This window comes from Arthrobacter sp. B3I9, from assembly GCF_030816935.1.
In the GTDB taxonomy this organism is placed as follows: domain Bacteria; phylum Actinomycetota; class Actinomycetes; order Actinomycetales; family Micrococcaceae; genus Arthrobacter.
The window spans coordinates 4,028,918-4,049,676 of record NZ_JAUSYO010000001.1 but is presented as its reverse complement, the minus strand read 5'-3'; the positions used below and the strand labels follow the sequence as shown (position 1 = coordinate 4,049,676).

At 66.3% G+C, this 20,759-nt stretch carries 24 protein-coding genes and 3 tRNA genes; 20 read left to right on the top strand and 7 right to left on the bottom strand.

Features of this window, described 5'->3' with window-relative positions:
* The first annotated feature begins 12 nt into the window (after positions 1-12).
* Complete coding sequence (locus tag QFZ65_RS18725; RefSeq protein ID WP_373427647.1) at positions 13-813, top strand: ABC transporter permease; 801 nt, start codon at positions 13-15, stop codon at positions 811-813.
* Positions 814-873: 60 nt separating this feature from the next.
* On the opposite strand, the gene QFZ65_RS18720 is transcribed toward QFZ65_RS18725, so the two are convergent.
* From QFZ65_RS18720 to QFZ65_RS18705, 4 genes are all read right to left on the bottom strand, one after another.
* Entirely contained in the window at positions 874-1,800 is a 927-nt protein-coding gene (locus tag QFZ65_RS18720) for a cation diffusion facilitator family transporter (protein ID WP_306912326.1), read from the bottom strand.
* A gap of 10 nt (positions 1,801-1,810) precedes the next feature.
* Complete coding sequence (locus tag QFZ65_RS18715; RefSeq protein ID WP_306912324.1) at positions 1,811-2,242, bottom strand: metallopeptidase family protein; 432 nt, start codon at positions 2,240-2,242, stop codon at positions 1,811-1,813.
* Between the two features lie 30 nt (positions 2,243-2,272).
* The gene (locus QFZ65_RS18710) at positions 2,273-3,280 is read right to left on the bottom strand and encodes a DMT family transporter (RefSeq protein ID WP_306912322.1); all 1,008 of its coding nucleotides are present in this window, start codon (positions 3,278-3,280) and stop codon (positions 2,273-2,275) included.
* A gap of 85 nt (positions 3,281-3,365) precedes the next feature.
* Entirely contained in the window at positions 3,366-4,259 is an 894-nt protein-coding gene (locus QFZ65_RS18705) for an ArgP/LysG family DNA-binding transcriptional regulator (protein ID WP_306912320.1), read from the bottom strand.
* Positions 4,260-4,328: 69 nt separating this feature from the next.
* On the opposite strand from QFZ65_RS18705, the gene QFZ65_RS18700 reads away from it, so the two are divergent.
* From QFZ65_RS18700 to QFZ65_RS18680, 5 genes are all read left to right on the top strand, one after another.
* A complete protein-coding gene (locus QFZ65_RS18700; RefSeq protein ID WP_306912638.1) occupies positions 4,329-4,931 on the top strand; it encodes a LysE/ArgO family amino acid transporter in 603 nt (200 codons plus the stop codon).
* Between the two features lie 184 nt (positions 4,932-5,115).
* Positions 5,116-5,188: transfer RNA gene (locus QFZ65_RS18695), tRNA-Glu, on the top strand.
* Between the two features lie 95 nt (positions 5,189-5,283).
* A tRNA-Asp gene (locus tag QFZ65_RS18690) sits at positions 5,284-5,357 on the top strand.
* Between the two features lie 48 nt (positions 5,358-5,405).
* Positions 5,406-5,481 (top strand) — tRNA-Phe (locus tag QFZ65_RS18685).
* A 179-nt stretch (positions 5,482-5,660) separates the two neighbouring features.
* Entirely contained in the window at positions 5,661-6,008 is a 348-nt protein-coding gene (locus tag QFZ65_RS18680; RefSeq protein WP_306912318.1) for a hypothetical protein, read from the top strand.
* Positions 6,009-6,058: 50 nt separating this feature from the next.
* Here QFZ65_RS18680 and QFZ65_RS18675 read toward each other — a convergent pair whose 3' ends face one another.
* Positions 6,059-6,403: a hypothetical protein gene (locus tag QFZ65_RS18675; RefSeq protein ID WP_306912316.1), complete on the bottom strand. Its 345-nt coding sequence runs from the start codon at positions 6,401-6,403 to the stop codon at positions 6,059-6,061.
* 265 nt (positions 6,404-6,668) lie between these two features.
* Here QFZ65_RS18675 and QFZ65_RS18670 point away from each other — a divergent pair, with 265 nt between their 5' ends.
* The 11 genes from QFZ65_RS18670 (at position 6,669) to QFZ65_RS18620 (ending at position 15,270) form a co-directional block, all read left to right on the top strand.
* On the top strand, positions 6,669-7,913 hold the full coding sequence (locus QFZ65_RS18670) for a cation:proton antiporter (RefSeq protein ID WP_306912314.1): 1,245 nt from the start codon (positions 6,669-6,671) through the stop codon (positions 7,911-7,913).
* A gap of 155 nt (positions 7,914-8,068) precedes the next feature.
* On the top strand, positions 8,069-8,527 hold the full coding sequence (locus QFZ65_RS18665; RefSeq protein WP_306912312.1) for an Asp23/Gls24 family envelope stress response protein: 459 nt from the start codon (positions 8,069-8,071) through the stop codon (positions 8,525-8,527).
* Positions 8,527-8,718, top strand: a complete 192-nt coding sequence (locus QFZ65_RS18660; RefSeq protein ID WP_306912310.1) for a hypothetical protein — start codon at positions 8,527-8,529, stop codon at positions 8,716-8,718. The genes QFZ65_RS18665 and QFZ65_RS18660 overlap by 1 nt, the downstream gene beginning before the upstream one ends.
* Entirely contained in the window at positions 8,715-9,098 is a 384-nt protein-coding gene (locus QFZ65_RS18655) for a hypothetical protein (RefSeq protein ID WP_306912308.1), read from the top strand. Before QFZ65_RS18660 ends, QFZ65_RS18655 begins: the two co-directional genes overlap by 4 nt.
* 71 nt (positions 9,099-9,169) lie before the next feature.
* Positions 9,170-9,733, top strand: coding sequence for a hypothetical protein (locus QFZ65_RS18650; RefSeq protein WP_306912637.1), 564 nt, complete (start codon positions 9,170-9,172; stop codon positions 9,731-9,733).
* Positions 9,730-10,341, top strand: coding sequence for a hypothetical protein (locus tag QFZ65_RS18645; RefSeq protein ID WP_306912307.1), 612 nt, complete (start codon positions 9,730-9,732; stop codon positions 10,339-10,341). Before QFZ65_RS18650 ends, QFZ65_RS18645 begins: the two co-directional genes overlap by 4 nt.
* Before the next feature lie 218 nt (positions 10,342-10,559).
* Positions 10,560-11,855: an ABC transporter substrate-binding protein gene (locus QFZ65_RS18640; RefSeq protein ID WP_306912305.1), complete on the top strand. Its 1,296-nt coding sequence runs from the start codon at positions 10,560-10,562 to the stop codon at positions 11,853-11,855.
* Between the two features lie 7 nt (positions 11,856-11,862).
* Positions 11,863-12,900 (top strand): carbohydrate ABC transporter permease, encoded by a 1,038-nt coding sequence (locus QFZ65_RS18635; RefSeq protein ID WP_306912303.1) that lies wholly within the window; start codon positions 11,863-11,865, stop codon positions 12,898-12,900.
* The gene (locus tag QFZ65_RS18630; protein ID WP_306912301.1) at positions 12,897-13,793 is read left to right on the top strand and encodes a carbohydrate ABC transporter permease; all 897 of its coding nucleotides are present in this window, start codon (positions 12,897-12,899) and stop codon (positions 13,791-13,793) included. Before QFZ65_RS18635 ends, QFZ65_RS18630 begins: the two co-directional genes overlap by 4 nt.
* On the top strand, positions 13,790-14,056 hold the full coding sequence (locus QFZ65_RS18625; RefSeq protein WP_306912299.1) for a hypothetical protein: 267 nt from the start codon (positions 13,790-13,792) through the stop codon (positions 14,054-14,056). The genes QFZ65_RS18630 and QFZ65_RS18625 overlap by 4 nt, the downstream gene beginning before the upstream one ends.
* A gap of 146 nt (positions 14,057-14,202) precedes the next feature.
* Complete coding sequence (locus tag QFZ65_RS18620) at positions 14,203-15,270, top strand: LacI family DNA-binding transcriptional regulator (protein WP_306912298.1); 1,068 nt, start codon at positions 14,203-14,205, stop codon at positions 15,268-15,270.
* 16 nt (positions 15,271-15,286) lie between these two features.
* Here QFZ65_RS18620 and QFZ65_RS18615 read toward each other — a convergent pair whose 3' ends face one another.
* On the bottom strand, positions 15,287-16,219 hold the full coding sequence (locus tag QFZ65_RS18615; protein WP_306912297.1) for a hypothetical protein: 933 nt from the start codon (positions 16,217-16,219) through the stop codon (positions 15,287-15,289).
* 31 nt (positions 16,220-16,250) lie between these two features.
* Entirely contained in the window at positions 16,251-17,057 is an 807-nt protein-coding gene (locus tag QFZ65_RS18610; RefSeq protein ID WP_306912296.1) for an exodeoxyribonuclease III, read from the bottom strand.
* A 133-nt stretch (positions 17,058-17,190) separates the two neighbouring features.
* Between QFZ65_RS18610 and QFZ65_RS18605 the strand changes: the two genes are divergently transcribed.
* Genes QFZ65_RS18605 through mmsB form a run of 3 tightly spaced genes read left to right on the top strand, consistent with a single transcriptional unit; the run spans position 17,191 to position 20,727 of the window.
* Positions 17,191-18,690: a CoA-acylating methylmalonate-semialdehyde dehydrogenase gene (locus tag QFZ65_RS18605; RefSeq protein WP_306912294.1), complete on the top strand. Its 1,500-nt coding sequence runs from the start codon at positions 17,191-17,193 to the stop codon at positions 18,688-18,690.
* A complete protein-coding gene (locus QFZ65_RS18600) occupies positions 18,690-19,793 on the top strand; it encodes an enoyl-CoA hydratase/isomerase family protein (protein WP_306912292.1) in 1,104 nt (367 codons plus the stop codon). The genes QFZ65_RS18605 and QFZ65_RS18600 overlap by 1 nt, the downstream gene beginning before the upstream one ends.
* Positions 19,786-20,727, top strand: a complete 942-nt coding sequence (gene mmsB / locus QFZ65_RS18595) for a 3-hydroxyisobutyrate dehydrogenase (protein WP_306912290.1) — start codon at positions 19,786-19,788, stop codon at positions 20,725-20,727. Before QFZ65_RS18600 ends, mmsB begins: the two co-directional genes overlap by 8 nt.
* The last annotated feature ends 32 nt before the right edge of the window (positions 20,728-20,759 follow it).

Sequence of the window (20,759 nt, the reverse complement as noted above, 5' to 3'; positions counted from 1 at the left end):
CGGACCGGCGCTCTGCTGGGATCCGAGCTCGGCGTGATGTTCCGGCGCCGCCGGACCTGGGCAATGCTCTGCGCCCTGGCCGCCATTCCGATCCTGATCGCTGTGGCCGTGCGGGTCTCGTCCCCTGTTCCGGCGGGCCGCGGACCGGCCTTTCTCGACAGGGTCTCGCAGAACGGGTTGTTCGTCGGGCTCACCGCCATGCTCGTCTCGGTTCCGTTGTTCCTCCCGCTGACCATAGGCGTGGTTGCGGGAGACACCGTGGCCGGAGAGGCCGGGCTGGGAACCCTCCGCTACCTGCTCGCTGCCCCGGCCGGCCGGGTCCGGTTGCTGCTGGTGAAGTATGCCGGTGCCGTGGTGTTCTCCGTCGTGGCCCCGCTGGTGGTGGCGCTGGTGGGGGCAGGGATGGGTGCCCTGCTTTTCCCTGTCGGGCCGGTGCCGCTGCTCTCGGGTGACTCGATCGGTGCGGGCGAGGCCTTCGTGCGGCTGCTGCTCGTTGCCGCGTACCTTGCCGTCTCGTTGCTGGGGCTTTCCGCGATCGGCCTGTTCGTGTCCACCCTCACGGACGTGCCGGTAGGAGCGATGGCCGCCACGGTGGTGCTCTCGGTTGTCTCGCAGGTGCTCGACGCCCTGCCGCAGCTGGAATGGCTCCACCCCTGGCTGTTCAGCCACTACTGGCTGGACTTCGGCGACCTGCTCCGCCAGCCCGTGGCCTGGGATTCCTTCGCCACGAACGTCCTGCTGCAGGGCGGTTACGTCGCGCTTTTCGGCGCGCTCGCCTACAGCAGGTTCATTACCAAGGACGTGCTGTCCTAGTTGTACTGCCGAGCTACACCCAGGCACGCTGCAGGTCTCAGGCGCCGCCCGCGCCGCGCCTCAGGCGTGCTGGTGGGCCTCATGTTCCGCGTGGCTCACCGGTTCAAGCTGGAAGGTGCAGTGCTCGGTGTCGAAATGGGATCCCAAGCAGGTGACCAGCTTGTCCAGCACCCGGTCGGCTCCGCTGGCGCTCAGGGCGTCATCTTCCACCACAACATGTGCCGAAAAAACCGGCACTCCGGACGTGATGGTCCAGATGTGGATGTCGTGGACCGACACCACCCCGTCCACGGCGAGGATGTGTTCCCGGATCAGCTTTACATCCACGCCTTTGGGGGATGCTTCGAGGAGAACGTCCACGACGTCACGCAGCAGGTGCCAGGCCCGCGGCACGATCATGAACGCAATGAGGATGGACGCAATGGTGTCCGCCGCCTGGTAGCCGGTGGCCAGGATGATAATCCCGGCGGCAATGACGGCGATGGAGCCAAGCAGGTCTCCCAGCACTTCGAGGTAGGCGCCCCTGACGTTAAGGCTTTCCTTCTGGGCGCCGCGCAGGATCAGCAGCGAGACGAGATTAGCGACGGCGCCGAGGGCGGCGGCGGTCAGCATGACGTCGGTGCGCACCGCAGGAGTCGTGCCGAGCCGGGCGATCGCTTCGGTGACAATGACCACCGCGATGACGATCAGGACCAGGGCATTGGCCAGCGCCGCCAGGACTTCGGCGCGCTGGTACCCGTAAGTGCGCTGATTGCTCGCGGGGCGGGCGGCGATCCAGGCGGCCAACAGGGCGATGGAGACCCCGGCGGCGTCCGAGAGCATGTGCCCGGCGTCGGCGAGCAGTGCCAGCGAACCGGACAGCACGGCGCCGATGACCTGGACCAGGACCACCGCAAGGGTGATGCACAGGACGCCCACCAACCGCTTCCGATGTTTCCCGGTGCCAGTGGCCGCGATGCCGTGCGAGTGGCTGTGGTCGTGTCCCATGGATATAAGGCTATCCCCAGCCCAGCTCGTGCAGGCGCTCGTCGCTGATGCCGAAGTGGTGCGCAATCTCGTGCACCACCGTGACCGTGACTTCCTCGATCACGTCCTCCCGGGAGGCGCAGATGTCGAGGATCGGCTGGCGGTAGATGGTGATGCGGTCCGGCAGCGAGCCGGCATCCCACCAGGAGTCCCGTTCGGTCAGGGGCACGCCCTCGTAGAGGCCCAGCAGCACCGTGTCGGGGTCCTCGCCCGGCTGCGGGGTGTAGTCGTCCTCGATGAAAACCGCCACATTGTTCATGGTCTTCGCCAGCTCCGGCGGGATCCGGTCGAGCGCATCGCTCACCGCAGCCTCGAAGTCGGATTCCGACATCGGGAACGGCTCTGGGTCCTCGTCGGGACCGGAAGGAACGATCGGGAGGCCTGGCGGCAGCGAAGCGGGCACAGTTGAACTCTAGCGCCGAACCGGTGGACCCTAGCGGGACCTCCGGCGGGTCAGCGCAACGCCCACCAGGCAGATGCAGCCGCCGATCAGGCCCCAGACGGTGGGAATCTCGCCCAGGACGAGCCAGGAAATCAGGATGGTGGTGCCGGGCACCAGATAGGTGGTGGCGGCAAGCCGTCCGGCGTCGATCAGGGAGAGGGCGTAGGCCCAGGTGGTGAAGGCGATCGCCGTCGGAAAGATGCCGAGGTAGACCAGCCCGAGTGTGGCCGGCAACGGTGCGGCCTGCAGTTCAGTCACCAGCTGCCCGCTGAAGGGCAGGCAGCAGGCGGCACCCACCAGAATGCCGAACCACGTTGCCTGGGCTGCGGGGAATTTCCGCAGCACGGGCTTCTGGACGATCACGCTCACGGCGGCGAGGGCAGCGGCGAGGAGGCACAGGAACACGCCGCCTACATCCGCCGTCGACCGCTGCCCGGAACCGAGCGCAATCACCGCCACCCCCGCAAAGGCCACCAGGCTGCCGATAATCAGCCAGCGGGGGAACCCTTCCTTCAGGATGATGCCGGCCATGACCGCGACGAGGATGGGATTGACGTTGATGAGCAGGGCGGCTGTCCCGGCGTCAAGCAGGTGTTCCGCGGCGTTCAAGGCGACGTTGTACCCGCCGAACCACATGATGCCGTACGCCAGGATGGGCAACCATTCCCGGCCCGCGGGCAGGGGGCTGGTTTTCCCGAGTTTCGGGAGTACCACGAGGCCCAGCACGACGGCGGCTATCGCCAGACGGCCAAGGGTTAGGGACCCGGGGGAGAAGCTGGGACCGACGGCCCGGATGCCCACGAACGCCGATGCCCAGAGCACCACGGTGACCACGACGGCGGCGATGCCGAGTCTGCTGATCTGGCCGGGGCGGGGCGGCGGTTTGGGGGATGCCGCGGCAGCAGCCTCTGGCGGCACTTCGTAGGTGCTGTCCGGCTGCGGGGTTTCGCGGTGGTTGCTTTCCGGGTGTGGGGAGCCTGCGTGGGCGGTTGTTGCCATGTTGCCAATGTAGTGCGTGCGGCACCCGCGCGGCTGGCGGAAATCGGCCACGTCTAGTCGAGTTCCTGCCAAAGGGGCAGCGACCTCACCGGAGCACGCGCGCCGCCTCCTCGATGGCCGAGGCAACCCTGTCCAGCGCCACTGATCCATGGCGCCACTGCTGCCAGTGCAGCGGCACGTCGAGGTGGCTGGAAGGGGTCAGGGTAACAAGCCGCCGGTGCTGCACATCCGCTGCTGCTTCGATTTCAGGCATCAGGCCCCAGCCCATCCCGAGGCGGATGGCTTCGCCGAATTCCTGGGCTGCGGGGACGTAGTGGCGCGGCGGATCCAGTGGTCCGCGGCTGATCCTGCGGAGGTAGCGGTCCTGGAGATCGTCCTTGCGGTCAAAGACAATCACGGGTGCTGCGGCGAGCGTTGCGGCGTCCGCGCCTGTGCCGGCGCCGGTGCCGAACCAGCGGCCGGCGAAGCCGGGGCTGCAGACCGGCAGGTACCGCATGACTCCGAGGCGGCGGGAGGAGCAGCCGGGGGAGGGCTTGGCGGTGGTGGTGACCGCCGCCGCCGCGGCCCCGCTGCGCAGCAGCTCGAGCGAGTAATCCTGGTCCTCACGCAGGATTTCGAGCTGCACGGTGCCGGCCACCGCGGCCAGGCCTGCTAGCGCCCAGGTGTGCAGCGAATCGCTGTTGATAACGAGGGTGAGCCGGGGCAGGGACCCAGCCGCCCCAGGCTCCAGTTCCTCGGCCAGATCAGCGGAGAGCATGTCCAGTTGCCGGGCGTAACGCACCACGGCCTGTCCCGAGGACGTGAGCTCCAGCGGACGGGTCCGCCGGAGTACCGGGCGGCCAATTGCCACTTCCAGGGCGCGGACGCGCTGACTGACGGCGGAGGCGGTGACGGACAAATGGCTGGCTGCTGCTTCGAAGCTTCCGTGGGCGACGATGGCGGCAAGGGTCCGGGCATGGTCGGACTGGATGTCCATCATTAGCACAGCTTACGATGCCTAAGAATCTTTAGCTGGCATCATGATGCGCGGGCACCTAACGTGGAGACAGTGATCCTCTCCGCCTTTTCGGGCCTCGCCAGCGGCCTTTCCCTCATTGTCGCCATCGGTGCCCAGAACGCCTTCGTGCTCCGCCAAGGCATCCTGCGCTCGCATATCCTCCTGGTTGTGGTGGTGTGCGCTGTTTCAGACCTCGTGCTGATCGGGCTTGGCGTGGCCGGTATCGGCGTCCTGATCGAGCGGGCGCCCGCCGTCCTCGACGTGGTGCGGTGGGCAGGCGCCGCCTTCCTGCTGGCGTATGGAGGCCTCGCGGCCATGCGGGCGGTCCGGGGCGGAGCGGTTTCCCAGCCCGGCGTCCGGCAATGCGGCACGTGGCTCGCGGCGCTGGGCACCTGTCTGTCCCTGACGTGGCTCAACCCGCATGTCTATCTGGACACGGTCTTGCTGCTGGGCTCCTTGGCGGGCACGCATGGCCCCGAAGGGCGGTGGTGGTTCGCGGCCGGCGCAGGACTGGGGAGCATCGCCTGGTTCGCCGCGCTCGGGGCGGGTGCCCGGTATCTTGCGCCGCTGTTCCAGCGCCGGAACGCGTGGCGGGTGCTGGACGCAGGGATCGCCCTGGTCATGATCACACTCGCCGTCCTCCTGGTTGCCTGAGCGTCACGTCGGCCCGCCCTTAGCCCCTCGCTGCACCCGCCGGACAGCCGATTTTGGATTATCCGGGGGTGTGCCCTTATAGTTTTATAGTCCAGTTCGGAGGAACCCGGAAGGACAAGAACAGAAGGCTTCGGCCCTTAGTTTTTGCCCTTGTTTTTAGCGTGTTCAGTCGGACGGCGTCCTGGCCCCCATCGTCTAGCGGCCTAGGACACCGCCCTTTCACGGCGGCGGCACGGGTTCGAATCCCGTTGGGGGTACGCAAGGAACTGGTCAAACCGGATGTGAAAGTCTGGTAGGCTAAAGGCCTTGAAAAATTGCAGTAGCGATACTGTAGAGAAGCAAGAAACAGCAAGGCCCTGTAGCGCAGTTGGTTAGCGCGCCGCCCTGTCACGGCGGAGGTCGCGGGTTCAAGTCCCGTCAGGGTCGCTCTGATTGCCAGAAGAAATTCCGGCTCTCATGGTGACACGTCACCTAGGCTCTGTAGCTCAGTTGGTAGAGCGTTCGACTGAAAATCGAAAGGTCACCGGATCGACGCCGGTCGGAGCCACCAGCTAGAACCCCGCAGTTTCCGTTCACACGGAAACTGCGGGGTTTTTTGTCGCCGCATGCCACTGGTGCACACCAACGTGCAAGGATGCAGATGGGCGGCGGCGGTGTGCAGATTTAGACACGGTTCGTCGGCCCCGGCGAGCAGTACGCTGTTGCTACGGTTCACATCGAGGAGTACCGATGATCGCGAAATTGCGAACGTTTGTCAGCCGGCACCTGATCGCCGATGACCCGTGGCCGCAGTATTCCCGCCTGGACTTGGCGGACGGCATCGTTGAAGCACCGGCCACGACGCCCAAGGAGCTCGCCGAGATCGAAGCCCGGCTCGCGGGGGACCGCCAAGACTTCGCCACCGGCATCCCCGCTGAGTTCGTGCAGGACCGGGCCTACCTCCTTGCACTGGCGAGGGAGCAGGCCGCGAAACTCGACGCCGTTGCCCGGTTGGTGGACCACGCTGCGAAGGACGGAAAAAACACCGTGAACCTCACGGAAGTCCAAGCCGCGATCAGTGAGCAGTCGGCGGCATAACGGCCGCCTAGCCCCGGCGTCTGGCAACCTGACCGCTGTTCCGCAGGACTTTATCGGGCTCCATCCTGCCCGCCGAGCAGTTGTTGGATCTCCTGGCTCAGCAAAGAGACATTCCTGCGGAGTACCGCCCTCACGGCATTCGCGTCCGGGAGGGAGCCGAGGGCGAGCTGCCGAAGCAGGGCGCGGCAGTAGTCCTCGAGCCTGGCGGCACCGACCATCGAGGACGTGACGTGCAGGCTTGAGATGGCCTTGCGGGCGCCCTGGACATCGCCGCCGGCGAGCATCTCCACAATTGCGTCGGAGCGCGAAGGTAGCAGCCGCAGGTAAGCGTTGAGGAAGTCGTGGGCAGATTCGTAGCCCACGTCCTCGGTAAGGAGCCGCAGTCCTTCAGGCATAAGTACAGGACGGGCTGGGAGTGGCTCCGGAATCTGTGGATAGTTCATGTAAGGCACCGCCCAAAGCCGAAGGTTTACAGGCCGCGACGCTGCTGCACGGCCTTGGGCCCAGTCTTCCGGACGAGCATCAAGACCGGCGCACACGGAAGCTCAACATTTGCTCAAGCGGAACCCGGGAATTGGTTGTTGTGGCGCCGTCACCAACGGCGGCGGTAGCTTTGGCATACTCTTTGTCGGGAAAGCTGAGGTACCGGAGGTACCGCTGATGCTTGGCTTGTCCACGTCGTTGCTTTTGATCGCCATGCTGGCTGTGGCAGCTCCCCTTGCGGCCCGCTTCCTCGATCGGGTGGTCAAGGTGCCCATCGTAGTGTTCGAGATTGTCCTCGGAATCCTGCTCGGCCCCAGCCTGTTGGGGTGGATCCAGTCCACCCAGTTCACGGATACGCTGGCCGACTTCGGGCTGGCCATGCTCTTCTTCGTTGCCGGCAACGAGATCGATTTCGCCCTCATCCGCGGCCGGCCCGCCAACCGTGCGTCCGCTGGCTGGATCCTCTCATTGGCGGCAGGCATCGGCGCTGGCTTTGTCCTCGCTCCCACACCCGAAGCTGCTGTGATCGTCGGTGTCGCCTTGTGCTCCACGGCTCTGGGCGCGCTGCTGCCAATCCTTCGCGACGCCGGCGAATCAAAGTCGCCGATCGGTATCGCGGTCACCGCACTGGGTGCTGCCGGGGAGTTCGGACCCCTGCTGGCCATCTCGCTGTTCTTCAGCGGCCGGCAGTTGGGACCGGCAACAGCAGTACTTCTCGGATTCGTTCTCCTGACGGGCCTGGCGATTTACTTCGCCTCCCGCGCACGGCACTCCCTGTTCCACTCCCAGGTCACCAGGACCCTGCACACCAGCGGCCAGTTCGCCGTCCGGTCCATCATGTTCATCCTCACCGTGCTCGTGGTGCTCAGCATGGTGCTGGGACTGGACATGCTGCTGGGTGCATTCGCCGCCGGCGTCCTCTGGAAGGTTGCCATCGCGCGGGCTCCTGAACAAGACCGGAAGGTCATCGAGACAAAAATCGACGCCATCGCGTTCGGTTTCCTGGTGCCGATCTTCTTTATCGACACCGGCATCGACTTCGATCTACGCGCGCTGACCGCCAGTCCGACCGCCCTCGCGTTGGTCCCCCTGTTCCTGCTCCTCCTGCTCATCATCCGCGGTCTGCCGTCGCTGCTCGCCGCTCCTCCCGGGTCCACTCCTGCCGAGAAACGGGCCATCATACTGTTTGGTGCAACGGGACTGCCGATTATCGTGGCCGTGGCAGCGATCGGCAGAGACGAGGGGCTCATCACAAGCGGAACGTCGTCCGCGCTCATAGGAGCAGGAATGCTGTCGGTGCTCCTGTTTCCGTTGCTCGCACTTCGTCAGCACCAAGGCAAACCGTCGCGACGCCCACGCGGCGCAAAGAACTCCCGCAGGAGACGGCACCAGGCCGACGTCGTAGGCGAAGCACCAAAGTGAGCATCCGTGGTCCCCTACGTTCGGAGAAGTTCGGAGACCGAGCCCGTGACCCAACCCCGCCTTCAGAATTTCCCCGGGTTTTTCCATCTGCGGCATGCATCCCCCTTGCCGCCGCCAGGGTCTAGGGTGGTGTCAAAGAGAAGGGGGAGTGGCTCATGGAATACCAGAATTCCCAGCCCGTTGCGGGCCCCGTGCCCAAACTGCCCGTGGCAGCACCATTCGGTGGCGGCCGGACCGTCATCACCGAGGCCGCTGTCGCGAAGGTCGCCGGCATCGCCGCACGCTCGGTTCCCGGCGTCTATTCCCTGGGCTCAGGACCCTCCCGAGCCCTGGGGGCCATCCGCGATGCGGTCGGCGGGGCTGATCACGCCGCCGGTGTGCGGGCGGAAGTCGGCGAGACCCAGGTGGCGGTCGACATAGACCTCGTAGCGGTCTACGGCACACCCCTTCATCCTCTGGCAAACCAGATCCGCGCTGCCGTCTACGCCGCGGTCGAGGAACTTGTCGGTCTGCAGGTCATCGAGGTCAACATCGAAATTCATGACGTGTACGTGCCGGGCCCGGTGAAGCCGCCCGTCGCCGGTGAGGCACGGCCCACAAGGGAGGTAATCTAGTGAGTCTGACCGTTGTAGGGATGGCCGTCGGCGCCTTCGTGGCCTTCATGTCCTTCCAGTTTGGCGCGTGGGGCTTCCTGGGTTCGCTCCTGTTCGTGGGCATCGGAGCCCTGCTGGGGCGTGCGGCGGAAGGGAAACTGGACCTGCGCGGCATGCTGGACGCCCTGAACGGCCGGCGTTCCTCCTCATGACCAACACGGCCCAAGGGGCACTCCGCGGCCGGACGCTGGCAGGCCATAACCGCATCAGCACCCAGGCCCTGACCAGCCTGGCACGCGCCGCGGCAGCAGAGGCCCTCGGGGTCGAAGCGCAGGACGTCCGGGCGGATTGGTCCGACGACGACGGCCTCCTTGCCTTGTCCCTGGTCACCCCGATCGCTGTGCCCCCGCTGTCGGCCATCCTGCGCGACCCCGGCCGGGTGGCCGGCTTCGGCGGCTCCATCTGGGACCGCGCTGTCGCAGCCAAGGCGGCAATCCTGCGTCGCGTCACGGAGCTGAGCGGGGCAGGGCTGAGCCGCGTGGACATCCGGATCAGCGGGGCAAGCGTCAAGGAAGGACGACGGGTCCGGTGAGCCACGTGACGGAAAGCAAGCTCCGCGGAAAGAGTGCCGCTCCCGCGGGCTTGGGTGACGGCGCCGCGGGGATGGAACGTATTCTCGCGCGCGAGACCCACCCCTCGCGGGCGATGGCCGCGATTATCGCCGCCGTTCTCGTGATCGTGCTGTGCGGTTACGCCCTTCTGGAAACAGCCGTGCGGGCGACAGGACAGCCCGCCTGGCTGGTGGATCCGGAAACCGCGGCTGAGCAGGTCGTGGCACTCCCCAGCGGCGTCCCTCCACTCTTACTCGGCGCCCTCGGTGCCGTGCTGGTGATGGTCGGACTGTTCTTCTTCCTCAATGGCGTGCTGCCGGGCCGGAGGGCCCGCCACCTCCTGAAGGACCGCCGCGCCGCCGTCGTCGTGGATGACGAGGTGATTGCATCGGCTTTGGCGCGCCGGGCCAGGCTGGCTGCCAACGTGACGCAGGAACAGGTGATGGTGACCGTCTCTAAGAACCATGTGGTGGTCAATGTCCGCCCGACCTCAGGAATTCCACTTCAAGCGGAGACTGTCCTGGCGGCGGTGCAGGAGGAACTGGGCGAAATGGCGCCAGTCCCCACGCTGGATGTCCGGATCAACCTGGCCACCGCGGGGGTCATCGGCGCATGAACAGCACCCCCCGGCTCCTTAACCGCGTCCTGATCGGAATTCTGGGCATCCTGATGGTGGCCGCCGGCACCCTGCTGCTTCTGCTTGCCACCGTCCCGGCTGTCGGGCGCTGGTGGCGGGGCTGGTCCGCCGGCGCCTGGAGCAACTGGCAGGACGCCCTCGCCCGCACGCGCTTTCCGGGACAGCCGGAAAGCTGGCTGTGGCTGGTGCTGACCGTGCTGTTGGCGGCCGTGATCGGCGCCATGGTGGCGTGGATCGCGCAGCAGGGCAAAGGCCGAGCCAACCTGCTGGCGGCCGGCGAGGACCCCGGGGAGATCCCCGGCAACGTCTTGATTGGCGGCGGAGTTGCCGAGCAGGTCCTCCGGGCCGCCCTGGCCGACCGCGCGGACGTCGCAGGAGCCACCGTCGCGACGTATGAACGCCGCGGCCAGCCCGCGCTTCGAGTCCGCGTCCAGCCACGCCAGGGGGTTGCCCCGCACCTGCTTGCCGCGGATGTGTCGGCCCTCGTCGAAGCGCTCGACGCCGTCGTCGGCAAGCGCACGCCGGTGCTTATCCATATAAGCTCAGGGGCGCGCTCCCGGTTTGGGCGGGCTGAGCGGGTGCGCTGACCCCCAAGGTTACGTTCCGGTAACATTCCTCACCGCCCGGGAGTCCTTCGGGGTCGCGAAACGGCGGATTCTCGGGGATGGCGTTCCGCCCGGCCAGCGTTTCCTTTTGATAAAGTCCGATGTAAACGCTTGCACTTGCGACTGTGCGTTTACTACTGTGATGGGCACCACACCATTGCACCGCCTTTTTATCGGTACTCAGCGAGGAGACCCTACGTATGAAAACCCCTAAGTTCCTACTTCCCGTAGCCACAGCAGGCGTCTTGGCCCTGGCCCTTTCAGCCTGCGGCGGGGGAGGTGGTGGCGGCGGCACGAGCGCTGGAAGCGGCGGCGGCGACGCAGCGCAGGGCCTCGACGGCCGCGGCCCCATCACCTACGTCCAGGGCAAGGACAACAGCAACGTTGTCCGGCCGCTGGTCGACAAGTGGAACGCCGCGCACCCGAACGAGAAGGTCACGTTCAAGGAACAGACCGACCAGGCGGACCAGCAGCACGACGACATTGTCCAGCACTTCCAGGCGAAGCAGTCCGATTACGACGTCGTCGATGTGGACGTCGTGTGGACGGCGGAATTCGCCGCCAAGGGCTGGCTGCAGCCCCTGAAGGACAAGATGGCGCTCGACACGTCAAAGATGTTGAAGCCGACGGTTGAGAGTGCCTCCTACAAGGGCACGCTGTATGCAGCTCCGCAGACCTCCGACGGCGGTTTCCTGTACTACCGGAAGGACCTGGTCCCCAACGCGCCCAAGACCTGGGCCGAGATGATGGAGATGTGCTCCATCGCCAAGGCCAACAACATCGGCTGCTATTCGGGCCAGTTCAGCAAGTATGAAGGCCTCACGGTCAACGCTTCGGAGGCCATCAACTCCGCCGGCGGCTCGGTCCTGGACAAGGACAGCAAGCCCAGCCTGAACACCGCGGATGCCAAGGCGGGCCTGGAGAATCTCGCGAAGGCCTACGCCGACGGCAACATTCCGAAGGAAGCCATCACCTACAAGGAGGAAGAGAGCCGCCAGGCCTTCCAGGACGGCAAGCTCATGTTCCTCCGCAACTGGCCCTACGCCTACAACCTGATCACCACCGAAGGGTCCTCCCAGGTGAAGGACAAGCTGGGCCTGGCTCCGCTTCCCGGTAAGGATGGTCCCGGCGCGTCCTCACTGGGCGGGCACAACGCGGCGGTCAGCGTTTACTCCAAGAACAAGGCCACCGCCCTGGATTTCCTGAAGTTCCTGACTTCGGAGGAGACCGAGAAGTTCTACGCCACCCAGGGCTCGCTGGCCCCGGTCCTTGGTTCGCTGTATGACGACCCGGAACTGGTCGCCAAGCTGCCCTATCTGCCGGTCCTGAAGACGTCCATCGAGAACGCGGTTCCGCGTCCCGTGACGCCGTTCTACCCGGCTGTTACAAAGGCCATCCAGGATAACGCCTACTCCGCCATCAAGGGAGAAAAGACAGTGGAAAGCGCACTTTCTGACATGCAGAAGTCCATCGAGTCCGCTAGCGCGGGACAGTAGCTTCATCATGGCAACCGAATTAGGCCCGACGCCGGTACAGACACCGGCGTCGGGCGGGACCCCGGTCCACCACGCGCCGAAGGGCGTCGGTGAGGACAACCGCATCGCGAGCCAGGGCCGCTGGGCATCGTGGCTGCTCGCGCCAACCGTCATCGCGCTGGGCATCGTGATCGTCTACCCGATCATCAGCGCGATCGTGATGTCCTTTCAGAAGGATGCCGGCCTTGATCCGGCCACCGGGCTTTTCACGGCGGGCGGCCCCGCAGGGGTCCAGAACTATGTGAACTGGCTGGCCCAGCAGTGTTCCGCCCCGGGCGGCGGAACCGTCGCCTGCCCGCCGGGCACCCTCGGCGGTCAATTCTGGTCCGCCACCGCCACCACGTTCTTCTTCACCATTGTCACGGTGACACTGGAAACCGTCCTCGGTTTCTGGATGGCCATGATCATGGCGCGCACCTTCCGGGGCCGCGGCTTGGTCCGCGCGGCTGTCCTGGTGCCGTGGGCCATCCCCACCGCCGTCACCGCGAAGCTGTGGTTCTTCATTTTCGCTTTTGAGGGAATTGCCAACAAGCTGTTCAACGCGTCCATCCTGTGGACAGGCAGCGAGTGGCCGGCCAAATGGGCGGTGATCATCGCGGATGTCTGGAAGACCACTCCGTTCATGGCGCTCCTGATCCTGGCCGGCCTGCAAATGATTCCCGCTGAAGTGTACGAAGCCGCGAAGGTCGACGGTGCTTCCGCATGGCAGCGGTTCCGGATGATCACCCTGCCGCTGGTCAAGCCGGCCCTGATGGTGGCCATTCTGTTCCGCACCCTGGACGCGCTGCGCATGTTCGACCTGCCCTACATCCTGACCGGCGGGGCGAACAACACCACCACCTTGTCCATCCTGGTCATCAACCAGATCAGGCAAGGCTTCAACGCGGCCGCGGCCCTGTCCACCATCACCTTCATCATCATCTTCATCGTCGCCTTCATCTTCGTCCGCTTCCTCGGCGCCAATGTGGTCGAACAAAGCGGCGCCACGGGTAAGGGGAAGAAATGACCACCGCAACGGCAGCCACCGAGCTGCGTGCACGGCAGGACAAAGGCCGTAAGACGGCGCAGAACCGGGAAAAGTGGGGGCAGGCGCGGACCTACATCAGCGCAGCCGTCATCCTGGTCTGGTGCTTGGCGCCGGCCTACTGGATGGTGGTCACCGCCTTCCGCGAAGTCGGCTTCACCTACGACACGTCACTGTTGCCCACGCACGTCACCATGGACAACTTCAACACGGCGTTCGACACTTCCTTCGGTAACCGGTTCGGGCAGGCCCTGCTCAACTCGGTGTTCATCGGCCTCGTCGTCACGATCGTTTCCTTGCTGATCGGCGTGTTTGCCGCCTACGCCTTGGCCCGCCTGAATTTCCGGTTCAAATACCTGGTGCTGGGCTTCATCCTGGGGGCATCCATGTTCCCCGGGGTCGCCCTCATCACGCCGCTGTTCCAGCTGTTCACGAACATCGGCTGGATGGGCACCTACCAGGCACTGATCATCCCGAACATTTCGTTCGTGCTGCCCTTGACCGTCTACACCATGACCTCCTTTTTCCGGGAAATGCCGTGGGAGCTCGAGGAATCCGCGAGGGTCGACGGCTGCACGCAGGGCCAGGCGTTCCGGAAGGTCATCATGCCTTTGGCAGCCCCGGCGATCTTCACCACCGCAATCCTGGCATTCATCTCCTCATGGAATGAGTTCCTGATTGCCAGCCAGCTGTCCAGCGATGCCACCCAGCCCGTCACGGTGGCCATTGCAAACTTTGCCGGCGCACAGCCCAACCAGATTCCCTACACGGCCATCATGGCCGCCGGTACCATCGTCACCATTCCCTTGGTGATCGTGGTGCTTGTATTCCAGCGCAAGATTGTGGCCGGCCTGACGGCAGGTGCAGTCAAGTGACGGAGAACGTTTCCCGCCCTGCTCAGTCCAAGGGGGCGGGAAACGGCCGCCGGCTCATCAGGTCCGGCGAGGATTTCGACATCATCATCGGATTCCTCGGTTTCTGGGCGCTGGTGCTGCTGGCGGTGACCGTCTGGATGGAGGTGACGGCCCAGCCCGCCCTCGGCTGGGCCCTCGGCCTGCTGGTGAGCGTACTGGCGCTGTACGGAATGATCCGGCTGCGCCGCCGGCTGCCCCTAAGGACGGCGACGCGGCGCAGCTGAGGCGCGGTTTGACGGCCGCCGCGGGACGCCGCGCGCTATGGCGCGGGCGCCTGCAGCGAGGGGGCCGAGCAATGGCGCGCCGGCGCGCGCCGCGAGGGGCCGTCCTTTTGGGGGACGCTAGCGCAGAGATGGGAGCAGGGGACACTGTGGCACGGACAACAGACAGGGCGCAACGGGGCGGCCATGCCGGCGTCAGCATTGAGGACGTCGCAGCCGCAGCCGGGGTCTCCACCGCCACCGTGTCCCGGGCCGTCCGCGGCCTGCCCAAGGTGTCCCCGGCCACCCGGGAGAAAATCCTGGCCGTCGCGGAAAACCTGGGCTACGTGGCGTCGTCGTCCGCGTCAGGGCTGGCCACCGGCCGCACCCGCACCATCGGGGTGTTGGCCCCGTTCGTCTCCCGCTGGTTCTTCTCCAAAGCCATCGAGGGCGCGGACCGCGAGCTGCACGCCCGGCAGTACAACCTTTCCTTGTTCAACCTTGGCGGCCACGGATCCAACCGTGAGCGGCTCTTCAGCAAGACGATGGTGTACAAGCAGATCGATGCGCTCCTGGTCCTCTGTATGGCGTTGACGCACGAGGAGATCGAGCACCTCCAGAAGATCGACATCCCCCTCGTCGTGGTGGGTGGACACGTGGAGGAATGCCCCTACATCGGCATTGACGACTACGCGGCCGCCGCGACCGCCGTGCGCCACCTCATCGACTTGGGGCACAAGGACATCGCCCTGCTGCACGGCGACGACGAAACCGACCTGAACTTCGACGTCCCCCGGGTCCGGATCAGGGCGTTCCACGAAATGATGGCGGAAGCCCGTCTGGTGGTCCGGCCTGAGTGGGACGAGCTGGGCGATTTCACCGTCCGCAGCGGCCAGGACGCGTTCAACAGGCTCTGGAACCGCCCCGGCCCGAAGCCGACCGCGATCTTCTGCGCTTCAGACGAGATGGCCATGGGCGTGATCTTCGAGGCCAGCCGCCTTGGGGTCCGGGTTCCGGAAGACCTGTCGGTGATCGGGATCGATGACCATGACTTCTCCGACGCCATGGGCCTCACCACAGTGGGGCAGCGCCCCGACGAACAGGCCGAGTTGGGAACGAAAATGCTGCTGGACGAGCTTGACGGAGCTCCCGGCGCGGTCCGCTCCACCGTTGCGCCCCACCGGCTGATTGTCCGGCGGACGACGGCGCCGCCACCCTCCGGAGGCCCGCTCGCCTAGGCCTGCTGATTACCGGTCAGGACGCGCGGGCCAGCTGCCGGATCGGGATCCAGCGGGACGCCAGCCGGCGGTACGCCGCGGCAGCGCCGGTCATATCTCCCTCGGCGAGGCACTCGATGCCCAGCCTCACGTCCAGCGGCGAGTCATCCGGGTAGACCTTGTCCGCCACCGCACCGTAATCAAGTTCCACCGCTGAATCCGGATGGAAAAGTTCAAGCCACTCGGTGAGCTGGGTCAGGTCCTCGAGCATGTCCAGCTCCGGTGCGGCAATAGCCAGGTGGGCCACGGCGTTACGGACCCGTGCGAGCGTCTGGGCGATGCTGGCCCGGATGCGCACGGTGACGATGTGCCCGTCCGATTCCACCACGTCCGTGGGGTCCGATTCCTGGAACAGGCAGAACCAGCTGAAAGGAATGCCCCAGGTGGAGGCCCGGGTGTGCACGCGGCCCAGCCCGGCATGCGAGCGGGCCTCGTCGATGCGTTCCTGGTGCTTGTCGCGCTGCTCTTCAGGGATGAGGAGCTGCGCCAGGGGCCCGTGGATCCCTTCCATCAGGGCGTTTGCCGCGAGGCCGGCGCGGAGCACCAGCTGGCTGGGGCAATACAGCAGCCTCTCCGGAGTGCCCGGGCCGGCGGGTTTTGCGGCGCCCTCGGGGTCCTTCAGGTCCGCGGCCGGTGGCGTCCCCTGAGTCGGCGCATCCTTTGCCGGTGCCGGGACAACGCGCACGAGATCTGTCCGTCCCGTGGGGAAGGGGTCCCCGCCGGGCCGGGTGATCCGTCCGAGGGACGCGAGCAGCTCGGCGTTTTCCACCGCCGCGCGTGAATCCTTGCGGGCTCCGGACTTCCGCAGGGCGTCCTGCTGTTCGGCCGGGAAGGCTTCCAGCGGCTCGTAGACCCGCAGGGCGGACGTGAAGGGCAATCCGACCTGTCCCCGGTAAAGGTTCCCCGTCATCGGCGCGCAGACCTCCCGTCAGTCGCGGTCATCAGTCGCTCAGCTCCGCAATGACCGGTGCGTGGTCCGATGCGCCTTTGCCTTTGCGCTCCTCGCGGTCGATGGCCGCGCCGGTGACGCGGGAGGCCAGGGCGGGGGACGCGAGGATGAAGTCGATCCGCATGCCTTCCTTCTTGGGGAAGCGCAGCTGGGTGTAGTCCCAGTAGGTGTAGACGCCGGGGCCGGGGGTGTGCGGGCGGACGACGTCGCGGAAACCGGCCTGTTCGAAGGCGTGGAACGCGGCGCGTTCCGGCGGGCTGACGTGTGTGAAGCCCCCGGTACGGAAAAGGTCGATGTCCCAGACGTCGTCGTCCTGCGGTGCAATGTTCCAGTCGCCCATCAGGGCAATCTGCGCTTCGGGGTCGCTCTGAACCAGCCCCTCGGCATGCGTCCTCAGCTTGTCCAGCCAGTCCAGCTTGTACGGCATGTGCTCGTCATCGAGCGCGCGGCCATTGGGTACGTAGAGGCTCCAGACCCGGATCCCGCCGCAGGTGGCACCGATCGCCCGGGCTTCCTGGACGGCGTCCTTGCCGCTTTTGCCGAAGACGGGCTGGTCCATGAACGTGCGTTCGACGTCGGCAAGACCCACCCGGGAGGCGATCGCAACGCCGTTCCACTGGTTCACGCCGAAGTGCGCCACCTCGTAGCCCATGTTCTCGAACAGCTCCCACGGGAAGTTGTCGTCCTTGCACTTGGTTTCCTGAATGGCCAGGACGTCGCAGTCTGTGCGTTGAAGCCAGGCCTCAACGCGGTCGGCTCGGGCACGGAGGGAGTTCACATTCCAGGTAGCAATCTTCACAGTCCCTAACTTACCGAATTTGGATGCCGGGCGAGGCAGCGGTGGGCGGGCCGGTTCTCTGGAAATTAGTAGGAAGTCCGAGTATATTCAGCAGCAGAGATGATCTGGATCACATGCAAAGGAGCATTCGACCATGGTGCGCGAACTATCCCATTACATCGGCGGCCAGCGCGTGGAAGGCACGTCGGGGCGCTTCAGTGACGTTTACGATCCCTGTACCGGCCAGGTGCAGGCCCGGCTCCCGCTCGCCAGCTCCGAGGAAGTGCGCAACGCGATTGCCAGCGCGGAGAAGGGCCAGCTCGAATGGGCCGCGATGAATCCGCAGCGGCGCGGCCGGATCCTGCTCAAGTTCGTGGACCTCGTCAACGAGAACATGGACGAACTCGCCACCCTGCTGTCCTCCGAGCACGGCAAGACTTTCCCCGACGCCAAGGGCGACATCCAGCGCGGCATCGAGGTGGTGGAGTTTGCGGCCGGCGCCCCCCACCTGCTGAAGGGCGAATTCTCGGACAACGCCGGGGCCGGCATCGACGTGCACTCGATGCGCCAGCCCCTCGGCGTCGTCGCCGGCATCACGCCGTTCAACTTCCCGGCCATGATTCCGCTGTGGAAGTCAGGCCCGGCGCTCGCCGCCGGCAACTCCTTCATCCTCAAGCCCTCCGAACGCGACCCTTCCGTGCCGCTCCGCCTCGCCGAGCTGTTCACCGAGGCCGGCCTGCCCGACGGCGTTTTCAACGTGGTCAACGGGGACAAGGAAGCCGTGGGCACGCTGCTGGAGGATCCCCGGGTCCAGGCGATCGGCTTCGTCGGGTCCACTCCGATCGCCCAGTACATCTACGCCACAGCGGCGGCGAACGGCAAGCGCGCCCAGTGCTTCGGCGGCGCCAAGAACCACATGGTGATCATGCCCGACGCGGACCTCGACATGGCGGCGGATGCGCTGATCGGGGCCGGTTTTGGCTCCGCGGGCGAGCGCTGCATGGCAATCTCCGTGGCGGTGCCCGTCGGCCCGAAGACGGCCGACACGCTCGTCGCCAAACTGCAGGAGCGGATCGCGGGCCTGAAGGTGGGCCCGTCCCTCGCCGCGGATTCCGACTTCGGCCCCGTCGTGGCGGCGTCCGCCAAGGAGCGGATCGAGGGGTACATCGCTTCCGGCGTGGAGGAAGGCGCGAGCCTCGTGACCGACGGCCGCGGACTGAAGGTGGAAGGCTACGACGGCGGCTTCTGGGTGGGGCCGACGCTCTTTGACAACGTCACCAAAGACATGAAGATCTACCAGGAGGAGATCTTCGGGCCGGTGCTGAGTGTGCTCCGGGCCGACGACTACGATGAGGCCCTGCGGCTGTGCAGCGAGCACGAGTTCGGCAACGGCGTGGCCATCTTCACCCGCGACGGCGATGCTGCCCGGGACTTCGCGAGCCGCGTCCAGGTGGGCATGGTGGGAATCAATGTGCCGATTCCGGTCCCCATTGCGTACTACACGTTCGGTGGCTGGAAGGCCTCCGGCTTCGGTGACCTCAACCAGCACGGCGCCGACGCTTTCCGCTTCTACACGAAGACCAAGACCGTCACCACCCGCTGGCCCTCGGGCATCCGGTCCGGCAGCAGCTTCGTCATGCCGGAAGGAAGCTGATGGCGGCGCCCGTCCAGGACGCCCCGGACTCCGCGGCCGAGGTTCTGTTCGAGCGCCGCGGGCGCCTCGGCGTCGTCACCTTGAACCGGCCCAAGTCCGTCAACGCGCTCACCGCCGGCATGGCCGCGGCCATGCTGGACCAGCTCACAATGTGGGCCGAGGACGACGCCGTGGCCACGGTGCTGGTCCATGGCGCCGGTGACCGCGGACTGTGCGCGGGCGGCGACATCGTGGCCATCTACCGTGACATGCTCGACGGAGGCTCGGCCACAGCGGACTTCTGGGCATCGGAGTACCGTCTCAACGCGCTCATCTCCGCCTTCCCGAAGCCGTATGTGGCCTTCATGGACGGGCTGGTCCTCGGCGGAGGGGTGGGAATCTCCGCGCACGGCTCTGTCCGGATCGTCACGGAGCGCACCCGGACGGGCATGCCGGAGACCACCATCGGGTTCGTGCCCGACGTCGGCGGCACCCTGCTGCTCGCCCGCTCACCGGGGGAGTCGGGAACCCACGCGGCGCTGACCGGCGCGCATCTGAGCGGGTCCGACGCTTTGTTCCTCGGACTGGCGGACCACTACGTGCCCTCCGCGCGACTGTCCGAACTGGCGGCCGCGCTCGAGGCCGGGCCCGCGGACGCCGCCGTCGGGCGCTTCAGCGAACAGGCTCCGCCCGCGGCGCTGGCGGCACAGCGTGGCTGGATTGACTCCTGCTACGCCAGTGATGACGCCGAGGAGATCCTGCGCCGGCTGCGCAGCTTTGACGGCGAAGCAGGGCCCGAAGCCGCGGAAGCCGCGGACACGATAGAGGCCAAGTCACCGACGGCCGTGAAGGTCACCCTGGAATCCCTGCGCCGCGTCCGCGGGCTGAGCCTCGAGGAGGCCCTGGAACAGGAGTACCGGGTGGGCCTGCGCTGCCTCGCCGGCCCCGACTTCCGCGAAGGCATCCGCGCCCAGGTGGTGGACAAGGACCGCACTCCGCGCTGGCAGCCCGCCACGCTCGCGGAGGTCGGCCGCCAGGACGTCGAGTCCTTCTTCGCGCCGCTGGGCGGGCGTGAACTGCAGCTCTCTCCGCAGGAGAAGGACGAGGAGAAGGATCATGTCTGACAACGTGCAGCCCTTGGGCCAGCCCGCCGCGGGTTCCATCGCGTTCCTCGGCCTCGGCCATATGGGAGGACCGATGGCCGTCAACCTGGTCAAGGCCGGATACACGGTGACCGGGTTCGACGTCGTCCCCGCGGCGCTGGACACCGCCCGGTCGCACGGCATTCCGACGGTGGACTCCGCCGTCGACGCTCTGGCCGGAGCCGCCGTCGTGCTGACCATGCTGCCAAGCGGCAGGCACGTGCTGGACGCCTACCGCGGCACCGACGGCCAACCGGGGCTGCTGCAGGCTGCCGCCCCGGGCACGCTGTTCCTGGACTGTTCGACCATCAACGTGGACGAGGCCCGCGAGGCCGCGGCACTGGCTGTGGCCGCAGGCCACCGCTCAGTTGACGCTCCAGTGTCCGGCGGCGTCGTGGGAGCCGAAGCAGGGACCTTGACCTTCATGGTCGGGGCGCTGCCGGAGGACTTCGAAGCGGTGAAGCCGATGCTGGACGTGATGGGAAAGCGCGTAGTGCACTGCGGAGAGCACGGCGCGGGACAGGCCGCCAAGATCTGCAACAACCTGATCCTCGGCGTCTCCATGATCGCCGTCAGTGAGGCCTTCGTGCTCGGCGAGAAGCTGGGGCTGACCCACCAGGCGTTGTTCGACGTCGCGTCTGCGGCTTCGGGGCAATGCTGGGCGCTGACCACCAACTGCCCCGTTCCCGGTCCGGTGCCGACGAGCCCCGCCAACCGCGACTACCAGCCCGGATTTGCCGGCGCCCTGATGGCGAAAGACCTCAAGCTGGCGCTCAATGCCCTGCAAAGTACCGGGGTCGCAGCCCGGCTGGGCCCGCTCGCCTCCGAAATCTACGATACGTTTGCCGCGGAAGGCGGTGCCGGGCGGGACTTCTCCGGCATCATCACGGACATCCGGGACAAGTCCGCGTCCTAGCGGCGCGGCGCCCGAGTTTTCAACCTGAGACA